This window comes from Acinetobacter sp. YH1901141 (genome assembly GCF_013416935.1).
Taxonomy (GTDB): Bacteria; Pseudomonadota; Gammaproteobacteria; order Pseudomonadales; family Moraxellaceae; genus Acinetobacter; species Acinetobacter towneri.
This window is the reverse complement of sequence record NZ_VPEY01000003.1, coordinates 125,702-146,800: the sequence shown is the minus strand read 5'-3', so window position 1 is coordinate 146,800 and position 21,099 is coordinate 125,702. Positions and strand designations below refer to the sequence as shown.

General features: G+C 43.8%; 34 protein-coding genes. 22 read left to right on the top strand and 12 right to left on the bottom strand.

Annotation, left to right across the window (positions count from 1 at the left end):
* Positions 1-38: 38 nt before the first annotated feature.
* The 11 genes from FTV52_RS03240 to FTV52_RS03190 form a co-directional block, all read right to left on the bottom strand.
* The gene (locus tag FTV52_RS03240) at positions 39-1,181 is read right to left on the bottom strand and encodes a phage integrase Arm DNA-binding domain-containing protein (protein WP_179989867.1); all 1,143 of its coding nucleotides are present in this window, start codon (positions 1,179-1,181) and stop codon (positions 39-41) included.
* Between the two features lies 1 nt (position 1,182).
* Positions 1,183-1,449, bottom strand: a complete 267-nt coding sequence (locus FTV52_RS03235) for a hypothetical protein (RefSeq protein ID WP_109291593.1) — start codon at positions 1,447-1,449, stop codon at positions 1,183-1,185.
* Positions 1,450-1,530: 81 nt separating this feature from the next.
* Positions 1,531-1,707 (bottom strand): hypothetical protein, encoded by a 177-nt coding sequence (locus FTV52_RS03230; protein WP_179989865.1) that lies wholly within the window; start codon positions 1,705-1,707, stop codon positions 1,531-1,533.
* A complete protein-coding gene (locus tag FTV52_RS14685) occupies positions 1,700-2,050 on the bottom strand; it encodes a hypothetical protein (protein ID WP_257221649.1) in 351 nt (116 codons plus the stop codon). Before FTV52_RS14685 ends, FTV52_RS03230 begins: the two co-directional genes overlap by 8 nt.
* Positions 2,050-2,268: a hypothetical protein gene (locus tag FTV52_RS03220; RefSeq protein ID WP_179989863.1), complete on the bottom strand. Its 219-nt coding sequence runs from the start codon at positions 2,266-2,268 to the stop codon at positions 2,050-2,052. The genes FTV52_RS14685 and FTV52_RS03220 overlap by 1 nt, the downstream gene beginning before the upstream one ends.
* A 109-nt stretch (positions 2,269-2,377) precedes the next feature.
* Positions 2,378-2,695 carry a hypothetical protein gene (locus FTV52_RS03215; RefSeq protein WP_179989861.1) on the bottom strand — a complete coding sequence of 106 codons (318 nt, stop codon included), beginning with the start codon at positions 2,693-2,695 and terminating at the stop codon, positions 2,378-2,380.
* Positions 2,688-3,008 (bottom strand): hypothetical protein, encoded by a 321-nt coding sequence (locus FTV52_RS03210; RefSeq protein WP_257221648.1) that lies wholly within the window; start codon positions 3,006-3,008, stop codon positions 2,688-2,690. Before FTV52_RS03210 ends, FTV52_RS03215 begins: the two co-directional genes overlap by 8 nt.
* Positions 3,008-3,760, bottom strand: coding sequence for a hypothetical protein (locus FTV52_RS03205; RefSeq protein WP_179989859.1), 753 nt, complete (start codon positions 3,758-3,760; stop codon positions 3,008-3,010). The genes FTV52_RS03210 and FTV52_RS03205 overlap by 1 nt, the downstream gene beginning before the upstream one ends.
* Positions 3,760-4,029, bottom strand: a complete 270-nt coding sequence (locus FTV52_RS03200; protein WP_179989857.1) for a hypothetical protein — start codon at positions 4,027-4,029, stop codon at positions 3,760-3,762. The genes FTV52_RS03205 and FTV52_RS03200 overlap by 1 nt, the downstream gene beginning before the upstream one ends.
* A gap of 232 nt (positions 4,030-4,261) precedes the next feature.
* Entirely contained in the window at positions 4,262-4,549 is a 288-nt protein-coding gene (locus FTV52_RS03195; RefSeq protein WP_179989855.1) for a hypothetical protein, read from the bottom strand.
* Positions 4,546-4,905, bottom strand: a complete 360-nt coding sequence (locus tag FTV52_RS03190) for a hypothetical protein (RefSeq protein WP_179989853.1) — start codon at positions 4,903-4,905, stop codon at positions 4,546-4,548. The genes FTV52_RS03195 and FTV52_RS03190 overlap by 4 nt, the downstream gene beginning before the upstream one ends.
* A 202-nt stretch (positions 4,906-5,107) precedes the next feature.
* Here FTV52_RS03190 and FTV52_RS03185 point away from each other — a divergent pair, with 202 nt between their 5' ends.
* Positions 5,108-5,431 carry a type VI secretion system contractile sheath small subunit gene (locus FTV52_RS03185; protein ID WP_179989850.1) on the top strand — a complete coding sequence of 108 codons (324 nt, stop codon included), beginning with the start codon at positions 5,108-5,110 and terminating at the stop codon, positions 5,429-5,431.
* A 178-nt stretch (positions 5,432-5,609) separates the two neighbouring features.
* On the opposite strand, the gene FTV52_RS03180 is transcribed toward FTV52_RS03185, so the two are convergent.
* Complete coding sequence (locus FTV52_RS03180; RefSeq protein WP_179989848.1) at positions 5,610-6,305, bottom strand: LexA family transcriptional regulator; 696 nt, start codon at positions 6,303-6,305, stop codon at positions 5,610-5,612.
* 116 nt (positions 6,306-6,421) lie between these two features.
* Here FTV52_RS03180 and FTV52_RS03175 point away from each other — a divergent pair, with 116 nt between their 5' ends.
* The 21 genes from FTV52_RS03175 (at position 6,422) to FTV52_RS03075 (ending at position 21,050) form a co-directional block, all read left to right on the top strand.
* On the top strand, positions 6,422-6,670 hold the full coding sequence (locus FTV52_RS03175; protein WP_179989846.1) for a hypothetical protein: 249 nt from the start codon (positions 6,422-6,424) through the stop codon (positions 6,668-6,670).
* A gap of 8 nt (positions 6,671-6,678) precedes the next feature.
* Positions 6,679-6,978, top strand: a complete 300-nt coding sequence (locus tag FTV52_RS03170; RefSeq protein ID WP_179989843.1) for a hypothetical protein — start codon at positions 6,679-6,681, stop codon at positions 6,976-6,978.
* A 14-nt stretch (positions 6,979-6,992) separates the two neighbouring features.
* On the top strand, positions 6,993-7,682 hold the full coding sequence (locus FTV52_RS03165) for a phage antirepressor KilAC domain-containing protein (RefSeq protein ID WP_179989841.1): 690 nt from the start codon (positions 6,993-6,995) through the stop codon (positions 7,680-7,682).
* Positions 7,682-8,533, top strand: coding sequence for a YdaU family protein (locus FTV52_RS03160; protein ID WP_179989839.1), 852 nt, complete (start codon positions 7,682-7,684; stop codon positions 8,531-8,533). The genes FTV52_RS03165 and FTV52_RS03160 overlap by 1 nt, the downstream gene beginning before the upstream one ends.
* Positions 8,526-9,206, top strand: coding sequence for a hypothetical protein (locus FTV52_RS03155; protein WP_179989837.1), 681 nt, complete (start codon positions 8,526-8,528; stop codon positions 9,204-9,206). Before FTV52_RS03160 ends, FTV52_RS03155 begins: the two co-directional genes overlap by 8 nt.
* A 70-nt stretch (positions 9,207-9,276) precedes the next feature.
* A complete protein-coding gene (locus FTV52_RS03150) occupies positions 9,277-9,588 on the top strand; it encodes a hypothetical protein (RefSeq protein ID WP_179989835.1) in 312 nt (103 codons plus the stop codon).
* Positions 9,585-9,893: a hypothetical protein gene (locus FTV52_RS03145; protein ID WP_179989833.1), complete on the top strand. Its 309-nt coding sequence runs from the start codon at positions 9,585-9,587 to the stop codon at positions 9,891-9,893. The genes FTV52_RS03150 and FTV52_RS03145 overlap by 4 nt, the downstream gene beginning before the upstream one ends.
* Positions 9,890-10,093, top strand: a complete 204-nt coding sequence (locus tag FTV52_RS03140; protein WP_179989831.1) for a hypothetical protein — start codon at positions 9,890-9,892, stop codon at positions 10,091-10,093. Before FTV52_RS03145 ends, FTV52_RS03140 begins: the two co-directional genes overlap by 4 nt.
* A gap of 2 nt (positions 10,094-10,095) precedes the next feature.
* A complete protein-coding gene (locus tag FTV52_RS03135; protein WP_218950437.1) occupies positions 10,096-10,455 on the top strand; it encodes a hypothetical protein in 360 nt (119 codons plus the stop codon).
* Positions 10,452-10,907 carry a hypothetical protein gene (locus FTV52_RS03130; RefSeq protein WP_179989829.1) on the top strand — a complete coding sequence of 152 codons (456 nt, stop codon included), beginning with the start codon at positions 10,452-10,454 and terminating at the stop codon, positions 10,905-10,907. The genes FTV52_RS03135 and FTV52_RS03130 overlap by 4 nt, the downstream gene beginning before the upstream one ends.
* 8 nt (positions 10,908-10,915) lie before the next feature.
* Positions 10,916-11,311, top strand: a complete 396-nt coding sequence (locus FTV52_RS03125; RefSeq protein WP_179989827.1) for a hypothetical protein — start codon at positions 10,916-10,918, stop codon at positions 11,309-11,311.
* A 59-nt stretch (positions 11,312-11,370) separates the two neighbouring features.
* Complete coding sequence (locus FTV52_RS03120; RefSeq protein ID WP_179989825.1) at positions 11,371-12,141, top strand: hypothetical protein; 771 nt, start codon at positions 11,371-11,373, stop codon at positions 12,139-12,141.
* Between the two features lie 125 nt (positions 12,142-12,266).
* Positions 12,267-12,650 (top strand): hypothetical protein, encoded by a 384-nt coding sequence (locus FTV52_RS03115; RefSeq protein WP_179989823.1) that lies wholly within the window; start codon positions 12,267-12,269, stop codon positions 12,648-12,650.
* Positions 12,626-13,099 carry a glycoside hydrolase family protein gene (locus tag FTV52_RS03110; RefSeq protein WP_218950436.1) on the top strand — a complete coding sequence of 158 codons (474 nt, stop codon included), beginning with the start codon at positions 12,626-12,628 and terminating at the stop codon, positions 13,097-13,099. Before FTV52_RS03115 ends, FTV52_RS03110 begins: the two co-directional genes overlap by 25 nt.
* Entirely contained in the window at positions 13,099-13,596 is a 498-nt protein-coding gene (locus FTV52_RS03105; RefSeq protein WP_179989821.1) for a hypothetical protein, read from the top strand. Before FTV52_RS03110 ends, FTV52_RS03105 begins: the two co-directional genes overlap by 1 nt.
* Positions 13,597-13,754: 158 nt before the next feature.
* The gene (locus tag FTV52_RS03100) at positions 13,755-14,261 is read left to right on the top strand and encodes a terminase small subunit (protein WP_179989819.1); all 507 of its coding nucleotides are present in this window, start codon (positions 13,755-13,757) and stop codon (positions 14,259-14,261) included.
* Positions 14,258-14,893, top strand: a complete 636-nt coding sequence (locus tag FTV52_RS03095) for a hypothetical protein (protein WP_179989817.1) — start codon at positions 14,258-14,260, stop codon at positions 14,891-14,893. The genes FTV52_RS03100 and FTV52_RS03095 overlap by 4 nt, the downstream gene beginning before the upstream one ends.
* Entirely contained in the window at positions 14,890-16,866 is a 1,977-nt protein-coding gene (locus FTV52_RS03090) for a phage terminase large subunit family protein (RefSeq protein WP_218950435.1), read from the top strand. Before FTV52_RS03095 ends, FTV52_RS03090 begins: the two co-directional genes overlap by 4 nt.
* Before the next feature lie 84 nt (positions 16,867-16,950).
* A complete protein-coding gene (locus tag FTV52_RS03085) occupies positions 16,951-17,496 on the top strand; it encodes a hypothetical protein (protein ID WP_179989813.1) in 546 nt (181 codons plus the stop codon).
* Positions 17,497-17,541: 45 nt separating this feature from the next.
* Positions 17,542-19,065: a phage portal protein gene (locus tag FTV52_RS03080; RefSeq protein WP_179989810.1), complete on the top strand. Its 1,524-nt coding sequence runs from the start codon at positions 17,542-17,544 to the stop codon at positions 19,063-19,065.
* Positions 19,065-21,050 (top strand): phage major capsid protein, encoded by a 1,986-nt coding sequence (locus FTV52_RS03075; RefSeq protein ID WP_179989808.1) that lies wholly within the window; start codon positions 19,065-19,067, stop codon positions 21,048-21,050. The genes FTV52_RS03080 and FTV52_RS03075 overlap by 1 nt, the downstream gene beginning before the upstream one ends.
* The last annotated feature ends 49 nt before the right edge of the window (positions 21,051-21,099 follow it).

Genomic DNA, 21,099 nt, shown 5'->3' with positions numbered 1-21,099 from the left:
CTGTTGATAAGTCCTCAATTAGAATTTAAAAACTATAATTAACGATAGCTTACCCGTTCCGGTTTTGGCGCTTCATGACCTTCCAGATAGTGATCTGTCATCTTCACAGTGGCGTGTCCAGCCAGTGCCTGTGCATACTTTTTTCCATACTTTTGAGTAATGTTATAAATACCCAAAGCACGTAGGTCATGCAGTGATGGCCGTTCATTTGGTTCCAGATGATCATATGCACCAGACAGGTCCCGATACTTCTTAAACTGTTTTGTCAGGTGGTCTTCAGTCACTGCAAAAGGATGCAGTTTAATATTCCGGTTGTGTGCGGTAATACGCTCTGGACGTGTAGCAATGAGGAAAGGGCAGCGTAGTCTCATTGAGTGCTCAATACACTGCAAAATCACTTCTCTCAATTCTGGATGCATATCCACTTCAATAAATACCGGCTTGTCATAATTCAGTGATTTATGCTGTAGCACAGTCATGGTGTTGTCTTTGATATTAATGCTGGACCGTTCAATCACCACCAGATCGGCACGCCGTTGAATAGAATGAATGGCTAGATCAATCGCAAGTTTTAACCATGATGGGCATATTGCCTTAATCACTTCAATCGATTCATTTGAATGTCGGGTTCGAGTCTTTTCTGGGCGTATCGGTTTTAAAGTCTTTTCAGCAATATTTTCATGTGCCCATCCATTCGCGACAAAATACTTCCAAATGTCGATTAATTGGGAACGGTGTTTTTCTGCCTGAAAATCGGTTTGCTGTTTTAAAAACTCCGAAATCATTAATAGGGAAATATCTTCACAATAATACTGATCCCACATTTCGTGATATTTGCCGATATTCGCCGTGATAATTTCCAAAGTGTTTTTGGCATATTTCTTTTTGGGCAAATGAATCTTTTCATATTCAGCCAGCGCCTGGGCAAATGTCGGGATGGTCGATTGCTTTTGAGCTTTTTCTACTGACGTTAGTATTTTTGAAACAATATCAGGATTACGTTCAAGCACAGAATTTAGTGCCTGGGCTGCTTTAATCGCTTCGGATTTATCTTTGCCTAGCGACTTCCGTTGACCATTTGGCAATAGGTAGCGGTAATAAACCGTACCATTTGCCTTTTTATCGATTTCAACATGAGGTGGGAGATCTCGATTTCCCACAGTACGACCACGAGGAGCCATATTAGATCTCCGCTAAAATTTTGTCTGCAATTGAATTTCCTGTTTTTGGTGGAGATTTTAATTCCACCTTAGGAGTTTCAGTTGTATAAAACAATGGTGCACCCCAAGACGTGCATTCAACGTACCAGTGCGTGCCAATTTTCTTGCCACTTAACCAACCGCGTTTAATGTGGTTGATCAGAGTTTCACGGCATGGACGAGATTCTTCATCCTGCCAGTAGCGTTTAGAAAACACGCCAAGCTTGATACGTTGAATACTGCTTGTCATTTCAGAACACCTCACTTAAACCCACATTTACTACAAAACACGCCACAGCGAACCGTGAACCTTTTACACATGAAGCAGTATTCAGTCATCCCAATCTTCCTCAAACACTGTTTCACTAAGCTCCCCACCACAAAAACAACAAAACTTAAAAGAATGTTCCGATGGCAGCATGCAATCATTAAAAACAAAGGTTTCACCACACCCTGTTTCCCAATTTGCATCTTGATTCTCAACCCAAGCACATTGTTTTTCAGTCATTGGCTGGCTCCTGTGCTTTAAGCACATCATCCAATACACTTGCTTGTTTGGCGCAAAGATCACCATCTTCATTAGATGCCCATTTCAAAGCATCAATCGCACATTCAAGATCTGTTTTTTCAACCAAAACAAACCCATTAGGAACGGCTTGGGCTTTGGCTGCTTGCCATGTGCACCAGCTTGAATTAATTTCATTCAGGGCTTCGCTATATTCCTCACCCCATTCAATTAGCTCATAAACATTTTCCAATTCGTTATATTGAATATTCGGCAAATATTTAAAATCCACACCTTGTGAAAGCAGGTGTATTTCATGAGCAATTTTTTCTTTCTGTAAATCCATCACGCCACCTCATATCTATGCGCTACGTCATAACAACGCTGAATCTGCGGTTTAAACCGTTCCTTGTAGCAAGCCTTGCAGTTAGCATCTAAACAAGGCGAACCATCTTTTTTCTTGCGACCAGTGCCAAAGAAAAATTGCTTTGTTGCAGGGTAGTAGTCACCACAGGTAATGCACTGCTTTTCAATACCAAGCTCTGTTTCGATGTACTTAGCCATCACGCCACCACTTCTTGACCAAAATTTTGATCATTTGGAGCAGCTATAAAACTTTCAAGTAATTGCTGTTTTTTACATTCAGCAACTGAGTCTAAGTTTTTTAATGCCATCACGACACCTCTCCCAATGCTTTAACCACACCATACTGGTCATGTTTATTAATATATAAAGCAAGCATGTTGTAGAGCGGATGCACAAAGTGTTTTTGCACACGGATAATGACTCCAGTGCCATTAGCCTTTCTGCTCTTTGTGACATTGATAACCCATTCAACAAAATCAGAATTTAAATGACGCATATCAACCGCTATTTCATAAAGAGCGCCTGTTTCACCTAGATCTAACACCAAGTCAAAGGGCAACATCTTGTGCAACTCACCAGCAATGAAATTCGCCACGCCGACGTTCGTTTGTTGAATTTCAGTCATTGATTTGCTCCAGTGCTGTCTTAACAGCAATTGCAATTAACTCTTGCAAGCGCTCATGGGTAACAGTTATGTAACCTGGTGCATCGGCTTGCGATTTGGCATCACGTTTTGCACGCAACCACATAACCCAACCAGTGTTTAAAACCTCATAAGCCAATTTACGATCCTCATCTTCGGCAAATTCACTTTTGATTTCGTAATCACCAGTGCTTTCATTGAAATTGAAATACGGTAGAAGGTGAGAGTGAATAAACTCAGCTTCAAATAGTGGGCGTTCTTGACGCCATTTTTCTTGTTTGATCGAAATATCCATCACGCCACCTCTTCTTGAGAAAGATGCACACCCACTAAACGGCTACCTTCAACACAAAAATTGACTGTGTTTAAACCGAATACACTTGATAAAAGTTCACTCAGTTGGTCTTGCTGTAGAGTCAATTCACTTTTACGTGTGACCACTGTTTTAATCTGGTCTTTTAATAAAGCGATAGCATCAGGCTCACTTGGTTGTGGATCTTGAGCAGACGTTTCTACAACAGGTTGCACTTCAATCGTATTTTCTTCAGCAACTGGTGCCGCAATAACTTCAGTATTCATTTCTTGGCCATTAGTTTTTAATTGGTATTTGTAGCCGCCGAACTTACCAGTGCGGATAATTTCACCCTCGTTTTTCAGCTTATAAATGCCATTGGTGAATTGCTTATCATTTAGTTGCAAAGCAGCCATCAATTCAGGCTTTGTTAAACCTGCAGGAAAGTCATGCAAATATTGCAAAATTGCATCATGAACCTTTCCCCGTACCACAGGTGTGACTTCTTCTGCTTGTGGCTCAGTTGAAATTTCTGCTCTAGCTACACCTGACAGAAAATAAACACCGTGTTCTTCTTTAACATCAATAACAGCTAGGATGTTTTTCACTGTCTTGATACTCAAGCGGCAAACAGTCATTAATTGGTTTGCAGATAAGCCAAGCGGGTCATTCTTTAAAGCATCAATTACCTTGTCTTTTGCTTTTTGTAGAGCTGTCTGCTCATGTAATCGTTTTAGATCAGCTGCTGAGTTCATCACACTACCTCTTTCAAACTTTCCAGAATTTCACCTGGCAAGGTGAGGCTGCCATCCGCACCACAATTCATGCAGTGAGTATAGGTTCCAAGGCCATCGGCTTCAGGATCCGGTTCAAAGTTTTCCGGCCATTCTTCTGGTGACGCAAAAGCGGTGCCGATCAGCACGCCGTTGTGCTTGTAGTGCGTATGCGGTGCTGTGCCGTAATATGGGAAAACGGTAACGTCATTCCCATCAAAACAGTCTTCACAGTATTTTTTACGAATCATTTTTCATTCCAATCTGTTGAATAAAATCCCCATCCGGCAAGCGCAGGGGGTGACGCCATGAATACCTTTCTGCCTAGTGATTACGGTTCATTGCTACTCTTTCATGCTGGTCATTCCTACATGACCAACAGACCGACCAAGGAGGAGTCTTTCACAAATTCTCCATCACCTACGGAGCTACAGGCCGATCCACCATGCTTACGGCCAAGCGACAATCCTTTGTCGGTGAACGTCAAATTTCTTCATTGGTTAATTTTTTAAGATGGTCTTCAGCGACAAATATTTGTCCATCACGCCATGCTTTATCCGCTTTGAGCATCTCTAGGCGGTTCGCCGTTTTGATGCGTGCCAACAGGTTTCTAAACTTCAGCCATACGTCCTGTGTGGCTTGGTCCTTAAACTGAACCTTGTCCGATTCATCCATGTCTTTCACTGGCTGGAACCCGAATACGGCGCACCAGCTGTAGAAATCATTCAGTGCCTGTTCCCGTTGTTGCGCTGCACGTTCCAGGTGGTTCATTGTTTTGCGCTCAAATTTGTCAAGGCTGCATTAATCTTTTCAATCTCATAACGATCAATGTGCGCATTTACGCTTTCATCAAAATGCACCACATTCAGGATGTCTAAAAACTCAACCGAGCCATCATCAAGCGCATATTCAACATAAATGCTGTATTCGTCAGCTTTGACAGTAGCGACACACACCTGGTTGCAATTCACGCTTTTAACTTCGTATTGCTGTGCAGCAATACTGATTTGTGGTTCTGCTGATTCGTTAGCAGTTTTAGTAGGCTGAAACGCATAAGCTGCGACCAGTCCTGTGCTAATAGATGCTGCAATGAATGCAGACTTGAGAATATTGGATTTAGTTGTCATAATGACCTCGTTGTATTCGAGCCCGCCTGATTTGACCGTCTGCGGGCTTTTTGTTGTTTACGAGGTTTAATTTAGTAAATACTAAATGATTAGTCAATAGTATTTACTAAATAAATTTAGTGTTGATTTAATTTTTGCTAAATTTCATGTTTTAATAGACAAAAGAAAACCCACCGCTGGGGTGGGTTGATTGGGGTTTGTTATGGATTTTGAAAATTTAGCTAGTGTGCTTCCAGCAGATGTGCCACCAGAATTAAAGGCATGGCGACATGAAGTGATGTGTAAATTGATTGATGTTGGTGTAACCAATCCTGACGAGATCAAGCAATCCGTTGATGCTCTTTATGAACTGGTAACTAGTCAATCAAATTTGCAAGATTTGAAACATCCTTGTTTGGATACTGAAACATTACAGGTTCGCTTGGAAGGTATATTACATGGTAAGACTTTTCTTGATCGTTTAACCAACTTTGTATATTTGCTAGAAGATGAGAAGCGTGCTCAAGCTCGAATAGAAAAACGCTAGTTGATAACACCTCGTAACCTTTGGAAGACTCGACTCCTGCAAGCTCATTAAAACGATTTAAGTTAAAATTGTGATTTTTTAAAATTAGCAAAGCTTTCATTCTTCTCTCCACCCGATCAACGAGCCGCTCGGGTTGCGACATTAATAAAACAACCTAAGCCGCATATAGCGGCTTTTTTTACTTATTAAAACTTCTCAGATGCTCAACCACCACACCGATAATGCGTATTTCTTGTTGTACTGAGTTCATGGTTGGGAAGTCGGGATTTAATGGAATCAATTCAAAGGTTTCGCGCCCATGCTCATCATACCCAATGGCGCGATACTTCTTAAATGTAGCCTCATGACTACCATTTTGAGCAATTACATAACAACCTGGATATGGCGGCTTTGATGCATCAACTACCAGCTTATCCCCTGGATTAAATTCGGGCGCCATGCTTAAACCTGACACCTCAAGCGAAAATACACATTCGGGCTTTGCGTTTTGGTAGGTTGTATATGTGTCGCCTTTAGGGTTGATGCCATCGTAACCACATTCATGGAACAATCCCGCTTGAACAAAATCAAGCACGGGGATTTTGTGCAGTGGCGAGGTACTGGGTTGAACATTACTAAATTTTAATTCTGCGGTGGACTGATGGGTTGCTTCATCCACTCTATCTAAAAAACCATCCTCCCAACCCACCTTTTTCTCAAGGTTTCGGGCTGCACGCTCGCCAAAACTCCCATGCCCTTTTACGAGTTGGGATATGTGACTGGGGTTTAAATCATAACGCTCACAAAATGCGGCATCTGAAGCAAGCCCTTCTGATTTATTTTTAGCATCAATTGCTCGGCGTAAATTCGCGCGTCGTAAAGAAGTAATGTCCATAACTCTATTTCATCTATTTTTTAGTAAAAAGTAAATTCGTAAAAACTAAATCCCTGTTGACTTGCTTAGTAAATAAAATTAGTATTTACTAAATATATCTAATAGGAGATTTAGCTTTGTCTTCTGCAAACACAACTGAACTAAAAACCTTCCTAAGCAAGCTTTCTTTGGATGCTCGCGAAGATTTTGCAAAACGCTGCCAAACATCATTGGGCTACTTAAACCAAATCATGTACGGCAATAGTAAGTGCAGCGCATCCCTAGCAATCAAAATTGATAAAGAAAGTTTTGGTGAGGTTAGCTGTGATCTGCTTTGTCCAGAGGCTGATTTTGATTACATCCGTAACCAAGCATTAATCGCATAGGTGGAAACATGGGGGTCGATGATTTGAAAGAAGCAATCGAAAAAGGATATTTGGGCGGGAAATACACCGTTCCAAAAACTATCAAACTTACACATGAAATGCTTGATGCAATCGCTGTTGCTAGTGAAACCAACGAGCAGGATACGTGTAGTTGGATGCGTGAAGTCATAGCGAAAGCCCTACTAGCTGAGGATGCTAAGTATGAGCGTATGGCAAGGGCGCGTAATCGGTCAAAGTGTACTTCGGGCACTTTGGTACACCAAAAAGAAAGCCCAGTGGGTGCAACCACTGAGCCTGATGTTCAATAAGGAGATTAGCCAAAATGAACATGCCAATTTTACCACAGTTCGGAAATTCCGAGCAATCAATGACAAGTCTGGAAATCGCAGAGCTTTGTCAAAAACGTCACGACAATGTGAAGCGCACAATAGAAATCCTTTCAGGGAAAACAGACAAGCGTGATGCCGTAATAGCACGTCCTCACAGTGAGGTTGTACAAAAGGAAGTAAACAACCGCATTTACGATGTTGAGGTTTATGTTTTTTCTGGCGAACAAGGAAAATTAGATTCAATCACTGTGGTTGCTCAGCTTTGCCCAGAGTTTACCGCAGCACTGGTAAAGCGTTGGTATGAACTAGAAAACCAAAACGCTGTGCGACTACCTCAAACATTTGCTGAGGCACTTCAACTGGCAGCCGATCAAGCGCGCCAATTAGAACTCGCAGCACCAAAGGTTAAATACTTCGACAAGGTTGTAGATCGCTCAACACTTCTCAATGCAACGCAAGTAGCTCAAAAGCTCGGTATGTCAGCAGTGGCAATGAATAAGTTGCTAGATGACTTAGATGTGTATAGCCGCAATGTGAAGCGCGCACGTGTGTTTAAGCAGTGGTTTATCGATGCTGGCTATGGCGAATTAAAACAAACAGAGCTTGGCTTTTCCCAACCAATGTTCACCACCAAAGGTGAGGCGTGGGCCATCGAGAAATTAGTAAGTGAGGGTGTGGCGTAATGCATTATTACAAACGCAACATAGGTGATTATGCCAAAAAAGCAGGGCGCTTATCCATGCTTGAACATGGCGCTTACACCTTGCTTATGGATGCAATTTATGACCGTGAAACATTCCCAACTTTAGAAGAAGCATTAGATTGGGCGTGGGCGCGTGATGAAGCAGAAGTGGCGGCAGTTAAATTCGTCCTAAGTAAGTTTTTCGAGCTTCGGGAAGATGGTCGTTTTGTGCAAAACCGTATTCAAGAGGAGCTAGATTCCTACAAATACAAGGCTGAAACAAATGCACGAATTGCCAAAGAGCGTGAAGAAAAACGTAAATATAAACACGAAGCGTCACGAACCGTGCACGAAGCGTGTGAGGAAATACACGAACCGTCACCTAACCATAAACCATTAACCAATAACCAAGAACCATTAACCAATATAAATATTACGGCAGATGAATCTGCAAAAAATCCGAAGCCGAAACGCATCACCAAAAAACAGAAAGCGATTAATGCGCTGATTGAAATGGGGGTTGGTGAGAAGTATGCGCAAGCCGTTATTGAAAAACGTAAAGGCTCTGAGTTCACAGAATTGGCGATAGAGGAAATCAAACTTCAGGCTGAAGCTGTGAATCTTAATTTTGTGCAGGCAATTGAGTTTGCTGCAAAGCAAGAATGGGGATCGTTTAGAGCTGATTGGTATCAAAACCGAATGGCTAAGCAGCAACAAGCATACCACCCACAAAGCCAAGCTAACCCATGGGCTGAATACAACCAGCGAGTAGGCGAGCAATTTAGCCAAAACGAAATGGTGGATGTCACACCAAAAAAGTCGGTACTGATTGAGGAGGTGGGTCATGCGTAATGAGTTCACCAGAGAGCAGACTTTGCTTCAAACATTGCAAGTACGCTATGGCGGTCAATTCCAAAAGCGTTATGCACACCTAAAACCCGAAGTGATGGAAACCGTTGTTCGTGGCGCTGTGATGATGCTAACCGATGAGCAATTCAATCAGGGTATGGCACGACTGTATTCAAGTCGATATTGCCCAGACATTGCTGAGTTCCAATCATGGTGTGTTGCTGGATCGTGGTGGACTGTCGAGGAAGCTTGGCAGCGTGCTTGTGATTACTCGAATCAATCAGAGCGTGAATTACTCGCTGAAAAACTAAAAGTTACCACTTTGACCAAAAAAGCTTGGGATTCGGTTTATTGGCTGGTTGAGCAGGGAAGCATGAAAGAGGCTTTCAAGCAGTTCAAATCGATCTATGAAACCTATTTGACCAAAGCGCAAATGCAAGGACGCCAACAAGAGTGGTATGTGCCACCAAAAATGATTGCCACAACACAACCAAAAGGAATTGCCAAAAACCTCAATAAAAAACTCAGTGACAAAGATCAGGCAATTTGTGATCTGACTCAAAAATTCATGTCTGAGGGACTTGGATGGAAAGATGCGTTTAATCGCGCTCAAGTCGAGGTTTTAGGGCAGCCAAAGCCACTTTTCAAAAACATGAATGCAGGCGGTGCGACGTGAAAGACCTAAACAAAGTTTTGATGTTTGTATTTATGGCGATTGGTGCTGCGTTGGTTAAGTGGGGTGGGGTGTGAGCAAAACAGTTGAAGATTTCTTAAAGAATGGCGGGGATATTAAACCAGTTGAAAGCGTGTTTGATAAAACAAGGAAGCTCACATTTGAAGATCAGTTAAATATTTTGCTTTTCGCATGCTATGCAACTCAGTTGTTCACTGTGAAAGATATTCAAGAAGACGTTATTGATGCACACAGGGCAACCGTTTATAGCCAACTGCAAAATTTTGTTGAATGGCGATATTTGGAGCGTGTTTCAGGTAGTCACTACAAGGCAACGCAGTACGCCAAAGACATCATGAATGTTGAAAGGGAGTTGAAGGCATGAATTTAACAATCGAACAGATGCGGAAAATTGTGGATGGTGCGCCTGATCGGACAGCGGATGTTTACTGTGTAGGCGATTGGGGTATTGCTTATTTTTCACTAGAGTTTAGGTCGGTTTGGTGTGAAGAAGAAAAAGACTGGTTCGATTCGGACTATGAAACAGTGGATGAATTGGGCTGTGATTACAGGGATATTGTCTTATTAAAAGACCTCCGTGCCGCAATTGCAGACCATGACCACACAGACTTTGTAAGTGATATCCGCAACCACATATCGCCGATGACGATTGTGCAGGGGGATTTATGAGCAATAAAGACTTTTTGATTTGTGTGCTGCTTAGCGCATTTTTATTTTTTGCAATTAGGTTCTTTTGGAAGTGGCTCAGTGGTGGATTCAATAACACCGCGGTTATGGAATGGATGAACCGAGGGTTTAGCTTTGGGATTGGATTTTGCAGTGCATTGGTTGTTGTGGCGTTGGTTTTGAAGTTGCTGCAGGGGGATTGAGCATGATTAAGGTAGGCAATCGCGTACATGTTGATTTTATTTCTGAATCAGCAACCAAGTTTTCAAATAATCACTTCACTGGTGATGGTGTAATTGATCGTATTGAAGATGGGCGTGTATTTGGTCGATTAGACGACGGCACGCCGTTCATGTGTGATTTATCGGATGCAATTGTTATTGAGCAACAGGACAAGCGCAAAGAGTACGAAGCTTTCTTCATGAAGCAACCGTTTTATCTGCAGTTGAAATATATCCACGGCGACCGGTTATTTGATTTTGATCAGGGAATTGGGTACCGCAATTTAACTGTTCAGGTCGGGTATGTGTGCTGGTGCAAGGGTGACAAGGAGTTTGTGATTTGAAAATCCTCATCGGTATCGATACTGGTGTTCATACAGGCTTCGCCGTTGCTATAGATCATGGCAACGGCGGGGAGCTTGAGCAGGTCACGTGTTTAACCATTACCCAGGCGATGCACCAGGTGAATGAGTTGATTATTCAGCATGGTAAAGGTTCCTTGCAGTTAATCATTGAAGATGCCCGGCAACGGACATGGTTCACCGGCGGCAGAGAAAAGGCGCAGGGCGTTGGATCGGTCAAACGTGATGCACAGATATGGGAAGACTGGTGCAATGAAAACCAGATCAACTTCAAGATGATTCACCCAAAAAACAACAGCACCAAATATAAAGCGGACACATTCAAGAAAATTACCGGTTGGACAGGCCGAACCAATGAGCATGCACGCGATGCAGCCATGCTGGTATTCCGCCGTTTCTATAAACCATCCATTGAAAAGTCAGAATTATTTTAGAGGGAAGCATGCAGGACGATATTTCAGATTTGAAAGGTGATTTACACGCAATTGCTGAAGTATTGGGCAGACAGAAAGCGTTGTATCTGGTGAGTAAGTGTCCGCGTTATAAAGTGGAAAAACGGCAGGGTGCGGGCCAGTTATTATTGTATGTGCCAAAGCTGAAAAACTTTGATCTCAAGCATAATCTGGTACAGATGATTGGTTATGAAGATGCATATAAACTCAGTCAGCATTTTGGCGGTGAGCTATTAACACTTTCCCAGTGCAAACAGATTATCCTGAAAAATCGCAATCTAGGCATTAAGGCCATGCTGCAGCAGGGGTTTAAAAAAGAGCAGATTGCAGAGTTCTTTGATTTAACGCCGCGTGCAGTTTGTATGGTTGCGTCTAGTATAAATTAATAATCAAGTGTTATATTGACCGACAAGTAAAACTTTAAAACCAAAGAAAAGAGATAAACATGGCATTTATTAATGGGTTATTTGCATTCGTATTTTTAGGGTGTTTAATTGCGTTTCTGATTGGTTTGGTCAAACCAAGTGTATTCAAAATAAAAGGCCAGCCGCTGAATCGTCAACAAGTTGCTCTTTATTCCATGATTGGTGTGATTGTATCGTTATTGGTGTTTTCTTCTACCCTATCTGATGAGCAAAAAGCCGAACAGAAAGCGCAGCAAGCCGTTGCAGTGGCTGAACAGGAAAAGCGGGATTCTGAAAAAGCCAAAATAGAACTTGAAGAACTTAAAAAGTCGGTAAACTTAACAGCAAATAATGTGAATGATGACATTATACGAAATGTAATTGTGGCAGTGGAGCCTGAAAAAGATCGAATTTCCAAGGTGGAAATTGAAGGGAATAACAGTTTGCACGTTTATTTAAAATCTAAAGATGCATTTAGTGAAAAATGGATTTTAACCCATACGGCCAAGACTGCTGAAACCATTTTAACCAACATGAAAAAACAAGGTTTGAAGAACTTTAAAAAAGTCATGTTGCATGCAAATGCTGAGTTGCTAGACCAGTACAATAATAAATCCGATGAGCGTGTTTTTTATATCGAATATGACTATCCAGAAGTTTTAAAACTTAATGCTCAACCTGGCTTATATCAGGAGTTTTTAAGATTTTCCAAATTTCATGTTTATCAGAAAGTTGGGCGTGAATCATTTAACCAGTGGTGCGATGATGAGGACAATGTGAAATGGTCGGGTAAATTCTGTTTTAATCCATAAAACGACATTTATCTTACAAAGCACCTTAGGGTGCTTTTTTATCGCCTAGTGAAAAACTACATAATGAAGAAAAACAGTAAATAACTTCAAATTGTTAAAAATTAGTCCATGAGATTGGCGAAACAATGAACTTGCATGAATTATATGCAGCAGCAATGAAGATTTTCGGGGATTTTCAGTATTTCATTGCCGGCTTATTAGGAGCATCGGTAGTGACAAGATATCACGCAGAACGACTTCAAACTCGGATGGATCATATTGTGTTTATTCTCTCTGGTGCCATCACGGCGCATTATCTCACCCAGTTGGTAATCTACTTACTGAATCAGTTCGGCATAGATTTTAAACCTGAACATACTGGTGGCATTGGTTTTCTACTTGGTGCTTTCGGCGGTATGTTTATTCAGGAGTTTATTTCATGGATTAAAACAGGTGCATATAAAGAACAGAATTTCTTTTCTTATTTCGCTGAAATCATCCGTGAATGGTTAAGCAAGGGGAAAAAGTAATGTCAGACTTTGAACAGAAAATTACCCGCTTGTTACGTGCCGAAGAAGGCGAAGTTTTACATGCTTATGATGACCATTTGGGTTATACCACGATTGGTGTCGGTCGTCTGATCGATAAGCGCAAAGGCGGTGGAATCACGGCGGAAGAATCTGCTTTCTTATTGAAGAACGACATCCAAAAACGTATTACCGCATTAGAAGCCAAATTACCTTGGATTAAAACACTGGACGATGCCCGCCGTGGCGTATTGCTATCGATGGCATTCCAGATGGGTGTAGAGGGTCTACTGGGATTTAAGAACACATTGCGTTTGATCCAGGCTGGTAAATATGCTGAAGCCGCCACCGGCATGATGAATTCCAAATGGGCCAAGCAAACGCCGTCACGAGCCCAACGCCATGCAGAACAGATGCGCACAGGCAAATGGGTCATTAAGGCAGGATTCTAATGAATATCAGATTAATTATCGGATTGTTGTGGATCGCATTTATTTGCTTTGTGTCCTGGTGCAGTTATGACTATGGCTATAAGAAAGCGCGAACAGAACAAATCGATAGTTATGAGAACATGATTCAGCAACTGAAGGCTGATGTAGGCAAGGCGCTCCAACGTGAGCATATTGCTTATGCTAAACAAGAGCAAATTGAATCCAACTACCTTGCCAAACAGAAGGAAATCGAGCACAATGCGAATAGCACTATTGATGAGTATCGCACTAACAATGTTAGGTTGCGCGAGTCACTCAAAGCCAAACAATGTCCCGATGTGTCCTCAGTTGCCAGCAGCACCAGCGGCAATCATGCAGAAACAACAGGCGGACTTCTCGACACAGATGTCGAATTTCTTATTCGTCAAGCCGCAAGGGCAGACCAAGTCGCAGAGCAACTAGCAGCTGCGCAGCAACTCCTAGAGCAAGATCGGGAGGTGTGCAATGGTCAGACGTGATGTAACTCGTTGTTTACAAATAATAGTTTCTCAAGGTACTTCCCAGGGGGCACCCCAAGCGGGGGCAAAGTCCTCGCGCCGTTCCATATCTGTGTCAATTTTCAAACCGGTTTAAACATCTATATCTCAACCATATTTGAGCTGGAACTTGTGCTTTTATGTCAGTTACACAAAAGGGTCGAATCGTAAACAGGACGGGGCTTTCAGAGGTTTTTGGAGTCGCGCTCAATACGATCGATTCTTGGGTTCGCCAAGGTTGTCCAGTTGTTCAAAAGGGTGGGGGAAAAGGGCAGGAATGGCAGTTCAATACAGCTCATGTTTCAAAGTGGTTGCGTGATCGAGATGTGGAAGAAGCTACTGGCGGCATTCCAGATGACATTGAGATGCTACGGATCCGTAAGCAGAAAGCAGAAACTGAATTGGCAGAGCTGGAACTGGCCACAAAAAAAGGTGAAGTGGCATTGGTTTCTGAATATGAAAAAGTCTGGGCAATGTCTATGGGGCAACTTAGACAAAATATCATGGGTGTTCCGCAACGTGCAGTTTTACAGTTGCTTGGTGAAACTGATGAATTGGTGTTTAAAGAAAAGCTCAGAGCTGAAATTGTATTAGCACTGGAACAGACTGTTGAATCAGAGGAATTTTTCGAGGAAGAAGAACTGTGATTGTAATCAGTAGAAATGAGGCTTTGGCGCAAGGTTTAAAACGTTATTTTACTGGAGTCGCTTGCAAGAATAATCACATTGCCGAACGTACGGTTTCTAATTTTACATGCATTGAATGTCAAAAAGAGAAAGCTAAAAAAGATTATGAGGAAAATCCAGATAAATGGATTAATCGTCGCATGGATTACTACAAAAACAATAAAGAAAGTGAACGTAGTAAGATGAAAGCCTATTATTTAGATAATCTGGAGAAGCAAACTGCTGCACGAAAAAAAAGATATTATGAGAAAGCAGAGGAAAATCGTGCTTATAGTCGAGAGTGGTCCAAGAAAAATAAATTACGCCGTAAAGTTAGTCATGCCAACAGAAAGAAAAAGATAATTCAGGCAACACCAAGCTGGTTTGGTGAGTTGGATCAGTTTGTTTTATCTGAATCTTATGCCCTCGCAGAATTAAGACAGCAAATAACGAGTATTGAATGGCAGATTGACCACATGATTCCAGTACAAGCAAAGAACGTATGTGGTTTGCATGTTTGGAATAATTTTCAGGTCATACCTGCATATTTAAACAATTCAAAGAAAAACAAATTAAAGTTTATTCATCCATTTGAATGGATTTATGCAGCATGATGATGTTTAGCAATATGAACGCTGTTTATTCTGCTATGCAACGATCAATGCAGAATTTACTACCCCCACCGGATCTAAAGCCAAGCGACTGGGCTGAGAAAAATATTAAAATTCCAGTGGGGAATGCTATTCCAGGTCCAATCAATTTTGATAATGCACCTTACCAGCGCGGCATGATCGATGCCATTAAAGAGCGTGGGGTAAGACGTATTTCCTATATGACCGGCGCACAGCTGGGGAAAACGACGGTTCAACAATGTGCAACCAGTTATTTCATTGCGCATGAACCAAGGTCTCAAATATTTGTCCAGCCGACCCAAGGCGATGTTCAGACATTTTTGGAAACCAAACTTCGCCCAATGCTGGAATCAAACCCAGAAATAGCGAGAAAGATGGCAAAGCCACGTAGCAGGGATGGTGTGAACAACAGTCGCATGATTTCTTATATTGGTGGGTGGTTGTTATTTAGTTGGGCGGGCTCACCAAAGACCTTGCGCGGCCGTTCAGCACCGGTGACGCACGCGGACGAAGTGGACGGAATGGAGGCTACAGCAGAAGGCGATCCGGTGGAGTTATTGTCTCAGCGTGCTGCTACGTTTGGAGACCAGGCACTAAGAACCGAGTCCAGCACACCAACGGTCGCTGGTGCCAGTCGTATCGAAAATGCCTTTAATGAAGGTGACCGCCGCCGTTATTACGTGCCATGTCCACATTGTAGTGAAGCCCAGTTTTTAAAATGGGAAAATGTCACCTGGGAGGGGCGTAAATCCAGCAATATTCAGGATGCGCGTGAAGATTTAGACCAGGAACATCATCCGGAAACCGCCGGTTATCGCTGTGAGTGTTGCGGTCAGGTCTGGACGGATGGCGAACGGATTGCAGCCATTCGTAATGCTGAAAAACTCGGACATGGCTGGAAAGCGGAAAAACCGTTCCGTGGCCATATCAGTTTTCATGCTCCTGAAATGCTGTCTACATTCCGTAAAATGCGGGACATCGTGCAGTCTTATCTGGATAAGCTGGCACTGGATGATTTGCAGGTATTCGTCAACGTATCACTGGGTGAAACCTACGAGGAAAAAGGTGATAAAGCCGATCCGGAAACCTTGCAAAACCGGGCTGAAGAGTACAAATCCACGGTGCCCAATGGTGGTGTGTATCTTACGTGCGGTATTGATATGCAGATGGACCGTTTAGAACTGGAAATCGTCGCTTGGGGAGCAGGTGAGGAAAGCTGGTCCATTGATTACCGGGTATTGTGGGGTGATCCACTGGGTGAAGAAGTCTGGGAAGATTTAGACGATATTCTGGAAAGTACCTATCTGCATGAATCTGGCGCTCAACTTTCGATTTCAGCATCGTGTCTGGATACCGGTGGTACAGCTGGCTATACACAACGGGCCTATGAATACGTGAAAAGCCGCCGCAACCGTAAACTGTTTGCCATCAAAGGACGTGGTGGTTGGGGCATGCCGATTGTGCAAAGTCCACAACGTAAACAGTCGGGTAAAGACAAACGTAAAATTGACCTTTTCATTGTCGGCACGGATGAAGCCAAACTGGTAGTGATGCGTCGTTTGGATCTGGACAAACAAGGACCGGGTTATTGTCATTTCCCGATTGAACGGGAAACAGAATGGTATCGGCAATTAACGGCTGAAAAATTGGTGACCCGATATATTAAAGGCCAGCCGATCCGCGAATGGCACAAGCCAGACCGGGCACGTAACGAGGGCTTGGACTGCCGTGTCTATGCATTGGCTGCTTTGAAAATCATGCAGCCAAATTTAAAACGCATTGCGGAACGTGTGGCGATGGGTGGTGACAGTATCCGTACTGTTCAATCTGATGAACCCGTGAAATCATCATCTACCATCATTCGCAAGAAAGCAAAAGTGACTGAAACCAATGTGGATGCTGTGCAGCCGACGACGATCATTAAAAAACGTAAGGTGTTCGGGAACAAGAAGTAGACAAGAAAAACTGAATAATGAAAAAAAACCACTGATTATCGAAGATTGACGCTAGAAAAAGCGCATTTTCGGTAATCATTCTTCATGAGTTATGTACGATTCCCCACAAAAATTACGGCAGGTGTGACGTTTAAGCAGAGATTTAACTTAACCGCATATCCTGCATCGGGTGGCTGGTCACTGCTGGTTTATCTGCGTGGTGCCACGAGCATAAACATGCAATCCACTGCCGATGGCAACCAGCATCTCTTCAATATTTCCGCTGAAACCACAAAAACCTACCAGGCCGGGCATTACGGCTATTCATTACGTGCCGTCAATATTTCCGGTGAAGTTGAAGAACTGGACAGTGGTGTGCTGGAAATTATTGCCGATTTATCTGCGATTAACACCAGTACAGACCTGCGCAGCCATGCACAGAAAACACTGGCGGCACTGGAAGCGGTGATCGAGGGGCGTGCGTCACTGGATCAGGAACGTTACCGCATTAATAACCGCGAACTTTACCGGACGCCTTTAGAAACTTTACTGAAATTGCGCTCTTTATACCGTGCCGAAGTTGCACGTGAACAAGCCAAGGCCAAAGGCAAAAGCCTGTTTGGTCAAGTTGTCCGTGTGACATTGGAGTAATTACGCATGTTTAGTTTTAAAAGACAGGTTCCCGATGTTCCGCACGTGGCCCAGCTTGAAAATACCGAATTTGAAGCGGTTAGCAAGGGACGCCGTTTATACCGTAACGCAGTGCGCATGTTTAAGGCTGGGGTTAGCAACCGCTTAACCAACAACTGGCCATCTACACCGATAACAGCCGATCTGATCATTGAGCGTTATCAGCGTACGCTTGTTGCTCGTAGCCGTGAACAATGCACAAACAATGATTATGGCAAGCAATACCTGCGCTTAACCCATCAGAATATTGTTGGTCCGCAAGGTGTAACACTTCAGGCGCAGATCAGAACAGCAGCTGGTAAATTGGACAATAAAGCCTGTGATGCTATTGAAATAGCTTGGGAGCAATGGAGCAAAAAACAGAACTGTGATATTCAAGGCAAGAAGTCATGGCGCTCTATTCAACGTTCATGTGTGATTTCAGCAGCCAAGGATGGTGAATTTTTTGCACGAATTATTCGGGGTGATGATGCAGGTCCGTTGGGCTTTGCTATTCAGTTGATTGATGCCCAACGTTGCCCTGTGAGTTATAGCGCAAAGCTACGAGATGGCTATTTCATCCGTCAGGGCATCAAGTTCAACAAATATGGCCGTCCAGTGTCCTATTTCTTTGATGCAGATAGCGAAGAAGAAACCCAATACCGACACGGCAGCGGTAATTATATCGAAGTTCCGGCGGATCAGATCATTCATGGTTATCTGGAAGAAATTATCGGCCAGAAACGTGGTTTGCCCTGGACAGCGACCAGCCTGTTCCGTATGCGCCAGCTGTCCGAGTTTGAAGATTCAGCACTTGTCAACGCGCGTACATCAGCAAACAAGATGGGCTTTATCCAGTGGAAAGATGGTCATGGACCTGAATTTGATTCAGAGGAAGATGAAATCCTGATTGAATCACAGGCTGGTGAATTTCCTGTACTGCCGCAAGGTGCTGAGCTGAAAGAATGGTCACCGAATTATCCAACAGGTGAATTTCTACCATTTCACAAAGCAATGCTCAGATCTATGGCAGCAGGCATGGGCGTGCTTTATAACAATTTGGCCTCTGATTTGGAGGGTGTGAACTTCAGTTCGATCCGTCAAGGTACATTGGATGAGCGTGAACACTGGAAAGAGTTACAGCAATGGCTGATCGAGTCGCTGGTTGAGCCAGTATTTAATGCCTGGCTGGAGTATTCGTTACTACGTGGCCAGATTTCAAAAGGCAATATGCCGTTAAAAGCGGTTGATATTGATCGTTACAGAGCAGTGTCATGGCAGCCGCGCCGCTGGCAATGGATTGATCCATCCAGTGATGTGGCCGCTGCTGAAAAATCTAAGAACAACATGCTGACTTCACCCGGGGCCATCATCCGTGAACAGGGTAAAGATCCACAAACGGTCTGGGCAGAGATTGCCCGCGATACCCGCGCCATGATTGATGAACTAGTGGCTCAGGGAATTTCACAGGAAGTTGCAGAAGAAATGGTACTGGCCAGCATGGGCCGCAAACAAACAGGCGCTGTAGGTCGTCCTAAAGAGGGTATGTAATGCGTACAAATCGAGTGAATTTTGCAATGGCATTGGTGGGCATGAGCTTTACCCGTGATGCCTCTCAGGCACAGCTGCCAGAATTTAACAAAGAAGCCTTAACCCGCTCATTCATTTTTGAGCGTGCCTCGGTGGATGAAGAGAAACGCACGGTCGAGCTGTCATTCTCCAGTGAAGTGGAAGTGGAACGCTGGTTTGGTTATGAGGTTTTAGACCATTCCGCTGGTGCCATGCGTATGGATCGCATCATTGGCGGTTCCTTGCTGATTAACCATGACTGGGATGATCAGGTCGGGGTGGTGGAATCGGTGCGGGTGGATGCCGACAAGAAAGGCCGTGCCGTAGTGCGTTTTGGCCGTTCATCCCGTGCGGAGGAAATCTTCCAGGATGTGAAGGACGGTATTCGCAAACAGGTATCGGTAGGTTACCGCGTACTTGGGGCAAAACTGAAAGAAACCCGCGAAGATGACGATGTGTATCTGATCACCGACTGGGAACCTTACGAGATTTCACTGGTATCCGTTCCGGCTGACATCACCGTGGGTGTGGGGCGTTCCGGTGAAAAACTGAATAATGAAAAACCGCCAGTCAATGCTGAAAATGAACCCAAAGCAGCTACTCCAGCGAAACAGCAAAGAGCACTCAATATGAAGTTTGAATATTTTACCGATGCGAATGGCAACTACTGCCGCCAGCAAGTCAACGAAAATGGTGAGCGTTTCGGCCAGATCGAAATCGTACGCGCAGCGGATGACACAGCACAACGTGGTGCCGAAAATGAGCGTAAACGTGTTGCTGAATTGATGCAACTGGGCGAGCGTTTCGGTGCGTCTGATCTGGTACGTCAGTACATTGATGAAAATAAAACCCCGGCTGAGTTGCAGACGGCCATTTTAGAGCGTCAGCACAGCAACCAGGGTAAACCGGTCACTGAAAAACCAAAAGCGCAAAACGCCAATATCGGCATGACCGGTGATGAAGTTCGTCGTTTCTCCTTGATGCGTGCCGTTCGTGCCATGTTGCCGGGTGCAACTCAGGCGGATATTGAAGCAGCATCGTTTGAACGTGAATGTTCTGAAGCAGCAGCAAAAGCCTATGGCCGCAGTGCACAAGGCATCATGGTGCCTGCAGATGTATTGAGCCGTGCCTTTGAAATCGGTGGCAATACATCGGGTGCAACTTTGGTGGGTACAGATCATCGTGCCGATATGTTCATTGACCTGTTGCGCAAGCGTACAACATTACTTCAGCTTGGCTACATGATGAATGGCCTTGTGGGTGATGTGGATATTCCGAAACAAACCGGTGGTGCAACTGCTTACTGGGTCGGTGAAGGCGGAGCTGCAACCGGTTCACAACCATCTGTGGGTCAGCGCAAATTGACACCGCATACGGTTGCTGCTTACACCGACATCACCCGTAAATTGCTGCAACAAGGTACGCCAGATGCTGAAAATCTGGTATGGAATGACTTGAACAAAGCGATTGCTTTGGAAATTGACCGTGCCGGTTATTACGGTACAGGCCTGAACAATCAGCCAACAGGTTTGAAAAACATTTCCGGCATTAATGCAGTGAACTTTGCTGCAACCAATCCGACATTTGCGGAACTGGTCAGTATGGAAACCGCCGTTGCGGCTGACAATGCTGAAGTGGATCGCATGGCCTATGTGATTAATGCCACCACCCGAGGTACGTTAAAAACTACGCCAAAATTCGGTTCAGGCACAGAAGCGACGATTTGGGAACAGGGCAACACGGTCAATGGTTACCGTACTGAAGTCACCAACCAGATCGCGGCGGGTGATGTGTTCTTTGGTAACTTCGCTGACCTGATCATCGGTTTGTGGGGTGGTCTGGACATTACCGTTGACCCGTATGCACTGAGCACTTCAGGCGGCCTGCGTATTGTGGCATTCCAGGATGTGGATTTTGTGCTGCGTAACAACGAATCCATCTGCTACGGTGTGAAACCTGCCATCTAATAGCTAAAGGGCAAGCCACATCACGTGGCTTGTTTTAACTGATAATTTT

Bases quoted from the DNA above. Each gene is read 5' to 3' on its own strand.
- FTV52_RS03240 (WP_179989867.1), bottom strand. From the start codon at position 1,181: ATGGCTCCTCGTGGTCGTACTGTGGGAAATCGAGATCTCCCACCTCAT.
- FTV52_RS03235 (WP_109291593.1), bottom strand. From the start codon at position 1,449: ATGACAAGCAGTATTCAACGTATCAAGCTTGGCGTGTTTTCTAAACGC.
- FTV52_RS03230 (WP_179989865.1), bottom strand. From the start codon at position 1,707: ATGACTGAAAAACAATGTGCTTGGGTTGAGAATCAAGATGCAAATTGG.
- FTV52_RS14685 (WP_257221649.1), bottom strand. From the start codon at position 2,050: ATGGATTTACAGAAAGAAAAAATTGCTCATGAAATACACCTGCTTTCA.
- FTV52_RS03220 (WP_179989863.1), bottom strand. From the start codon at position 2,268: ATGGCTAAGTACATCGAAACAGAGCTTGGTATTGAAAAGCAGTGCATT.
- FTV52_RS03215 (WP_179989861.1), bottom strand. From the start codon at position 2,695: ATGACTGAAATTCAACAAACGAACGTCGGCGTGGCGAATTTCATTGCT.
- FTV52_RS03210 (WP_257221648.1), bottom strand. From the start codon at position 3,008: ATGGATATTTCGATCAAACAAGAAAAATGGCGTCAAGAACGCCCACTA.
- FTV52_RS03205 (WP_179989859.1), bottom strand. From the start codon at position 3,760: ATGAACTCAGCAGCTGATCTAAAACGATTACATGAGCAGACAGCTCTA.
- FTV52_RS03200 (WP_179989857.1), bottom strand. From the start codon at position 4,029: ATGATTCGTAAAAAATACTGTGAAGACTGTTTTGATGGGAATGACGTT.
- FTV52_RS03195 (WP_179989855.1), bottom strand. From the start codon at position 4,549: ATGAACCACCTGGAACGTGCAGCGCAACAACGGGAACAGGCACTGAAT.
- FTV52_RS03190 (WP_179989853.1), bottom strand. From the start codon at position 4,905: ATGACAACTAAATCCAATATTCTCAAGTCTGCATTCATTGCAGCATCT.
- FTV52_RS03185 (WP_179989850.1), top strand. From the start codon at position 5,108: ATGGATTTTGAAAATTTAGCTAGTGTGCTTCCAGCAGATGTGCCACCA.
- FTV52_RS03180 (WP_179989848.1), bottom strand. From the start codon at position 6,305: ATGGACATTACTTCTTTACGACGCGCGAATTTACGCCGAGCAATTGAT.
- FTV52_RS03170 (WP_179989843.1), top strand. From the start codon at position 6,679: ATGGGGGTCGATGATTTGAAAGAAGCAATCGAAAAAGGATATTTGGGC.
- FTV52_RS03165 (WP_179989841.1), top strand. From the start codon at position 6,993: ATGAACATGCCAATTTTACCACAGTTCGGAAATTCCGAGCAATCAATG.
- FTV52_RS03160 (WP_179989839.1), top strand. From the start codon at position 7,682: ATGCATTATTACAAACGCAACATAGGTGATTATGCCAAAAAAGCAGGG.
- FTV52_RS03155 (WP_179989837.1), top strand. From the start codon at position 8,526: ATGCGTAATGAGTTCACCAGAGAGCAGACTTTGCTTCAAACATTGCAA.
- FTV52_RS03145 (WP_179989833.1), top strand. From the start codon at position 9,585: ATGAATTTAACAATCGAACAGATGCGGAAAATTGTGGATGGTGCGCCT.
- FTV52_RS03140 (WP_179989831.1), top strand. From the start codon at position 9,890: ATGAGCAATAAAGACTTTTTGATTTGTGTGCTGCTTAGCGCATTTTTA.
- FTV52_RS03135 (WP_218950437.1), top strand. From the start codon at position 10,096: ATGATTAAGGTAGGCAATCGCGTACATGTTGATTTTATTTCTGAATCA.
- FTV52_RS03125 (WP_179989827.1), top strand. From the start codon at position 10,916: ATGCAGGACGATATTTCAGATTTGAAAGGTGATTTACACGCAATTGCT.
- FTV52_RS03120 (WP_179989825.1), top strand. From the start codon at position 11,371: ATGGCATTTATTAATGGGTTATTTGCATTCGTATTTTTAGGGTGTTTA.
- FTV52_RS03115 (WP_179989823.1), top strand. From the start codon at position 12,267: ATGAACTTGCATGAATTATATGCAGCAGCAATGAAGATTTTCGGGGAT.
- FTV52_RS03110 (WP_218950436.1), top strand. From the start codon at position 12,626: ATGGTTAAGCAAGGGGAAAAAGTAATGTCAGACTTTGAACAGAAAATT.
- FTV52_RS03105 (WP_179989821.1), top strand. From the start codon at position 13,099: ATGAATATCAGATTAATTATCGGATTGTTGTGGATCGCATTTATTTGC.
- FTV52_RS03100 (WP_179989819.1), top strand. From the start codon at position 13,755: ATGTCAGTTACACAAAAGGGTCGAATCGTAAACAGGACGGGGCTTTCA.
- FTV52_RS03090 (WP_218950435.1), top strand. From the start codon at position 14,890: ATGATGATGTTTAGCAATATGAACGCTGTTTATTCTGCTATGCAACGA.
- FTV52_RS03085 (WP_179989813.1), top strand. From the start codon at position 16,951: ATGAGTTATGTACGATTCCCCACAAAAATTACGGCAGGTGTGACGTTT.
- FTV52_RS03075 (WP_179989808.1), top strand. From the start codon at position 19,065: ATGCGTACAAATCGAGTGAATTTTGCAATGGCATTGGTGGGCATGAGC.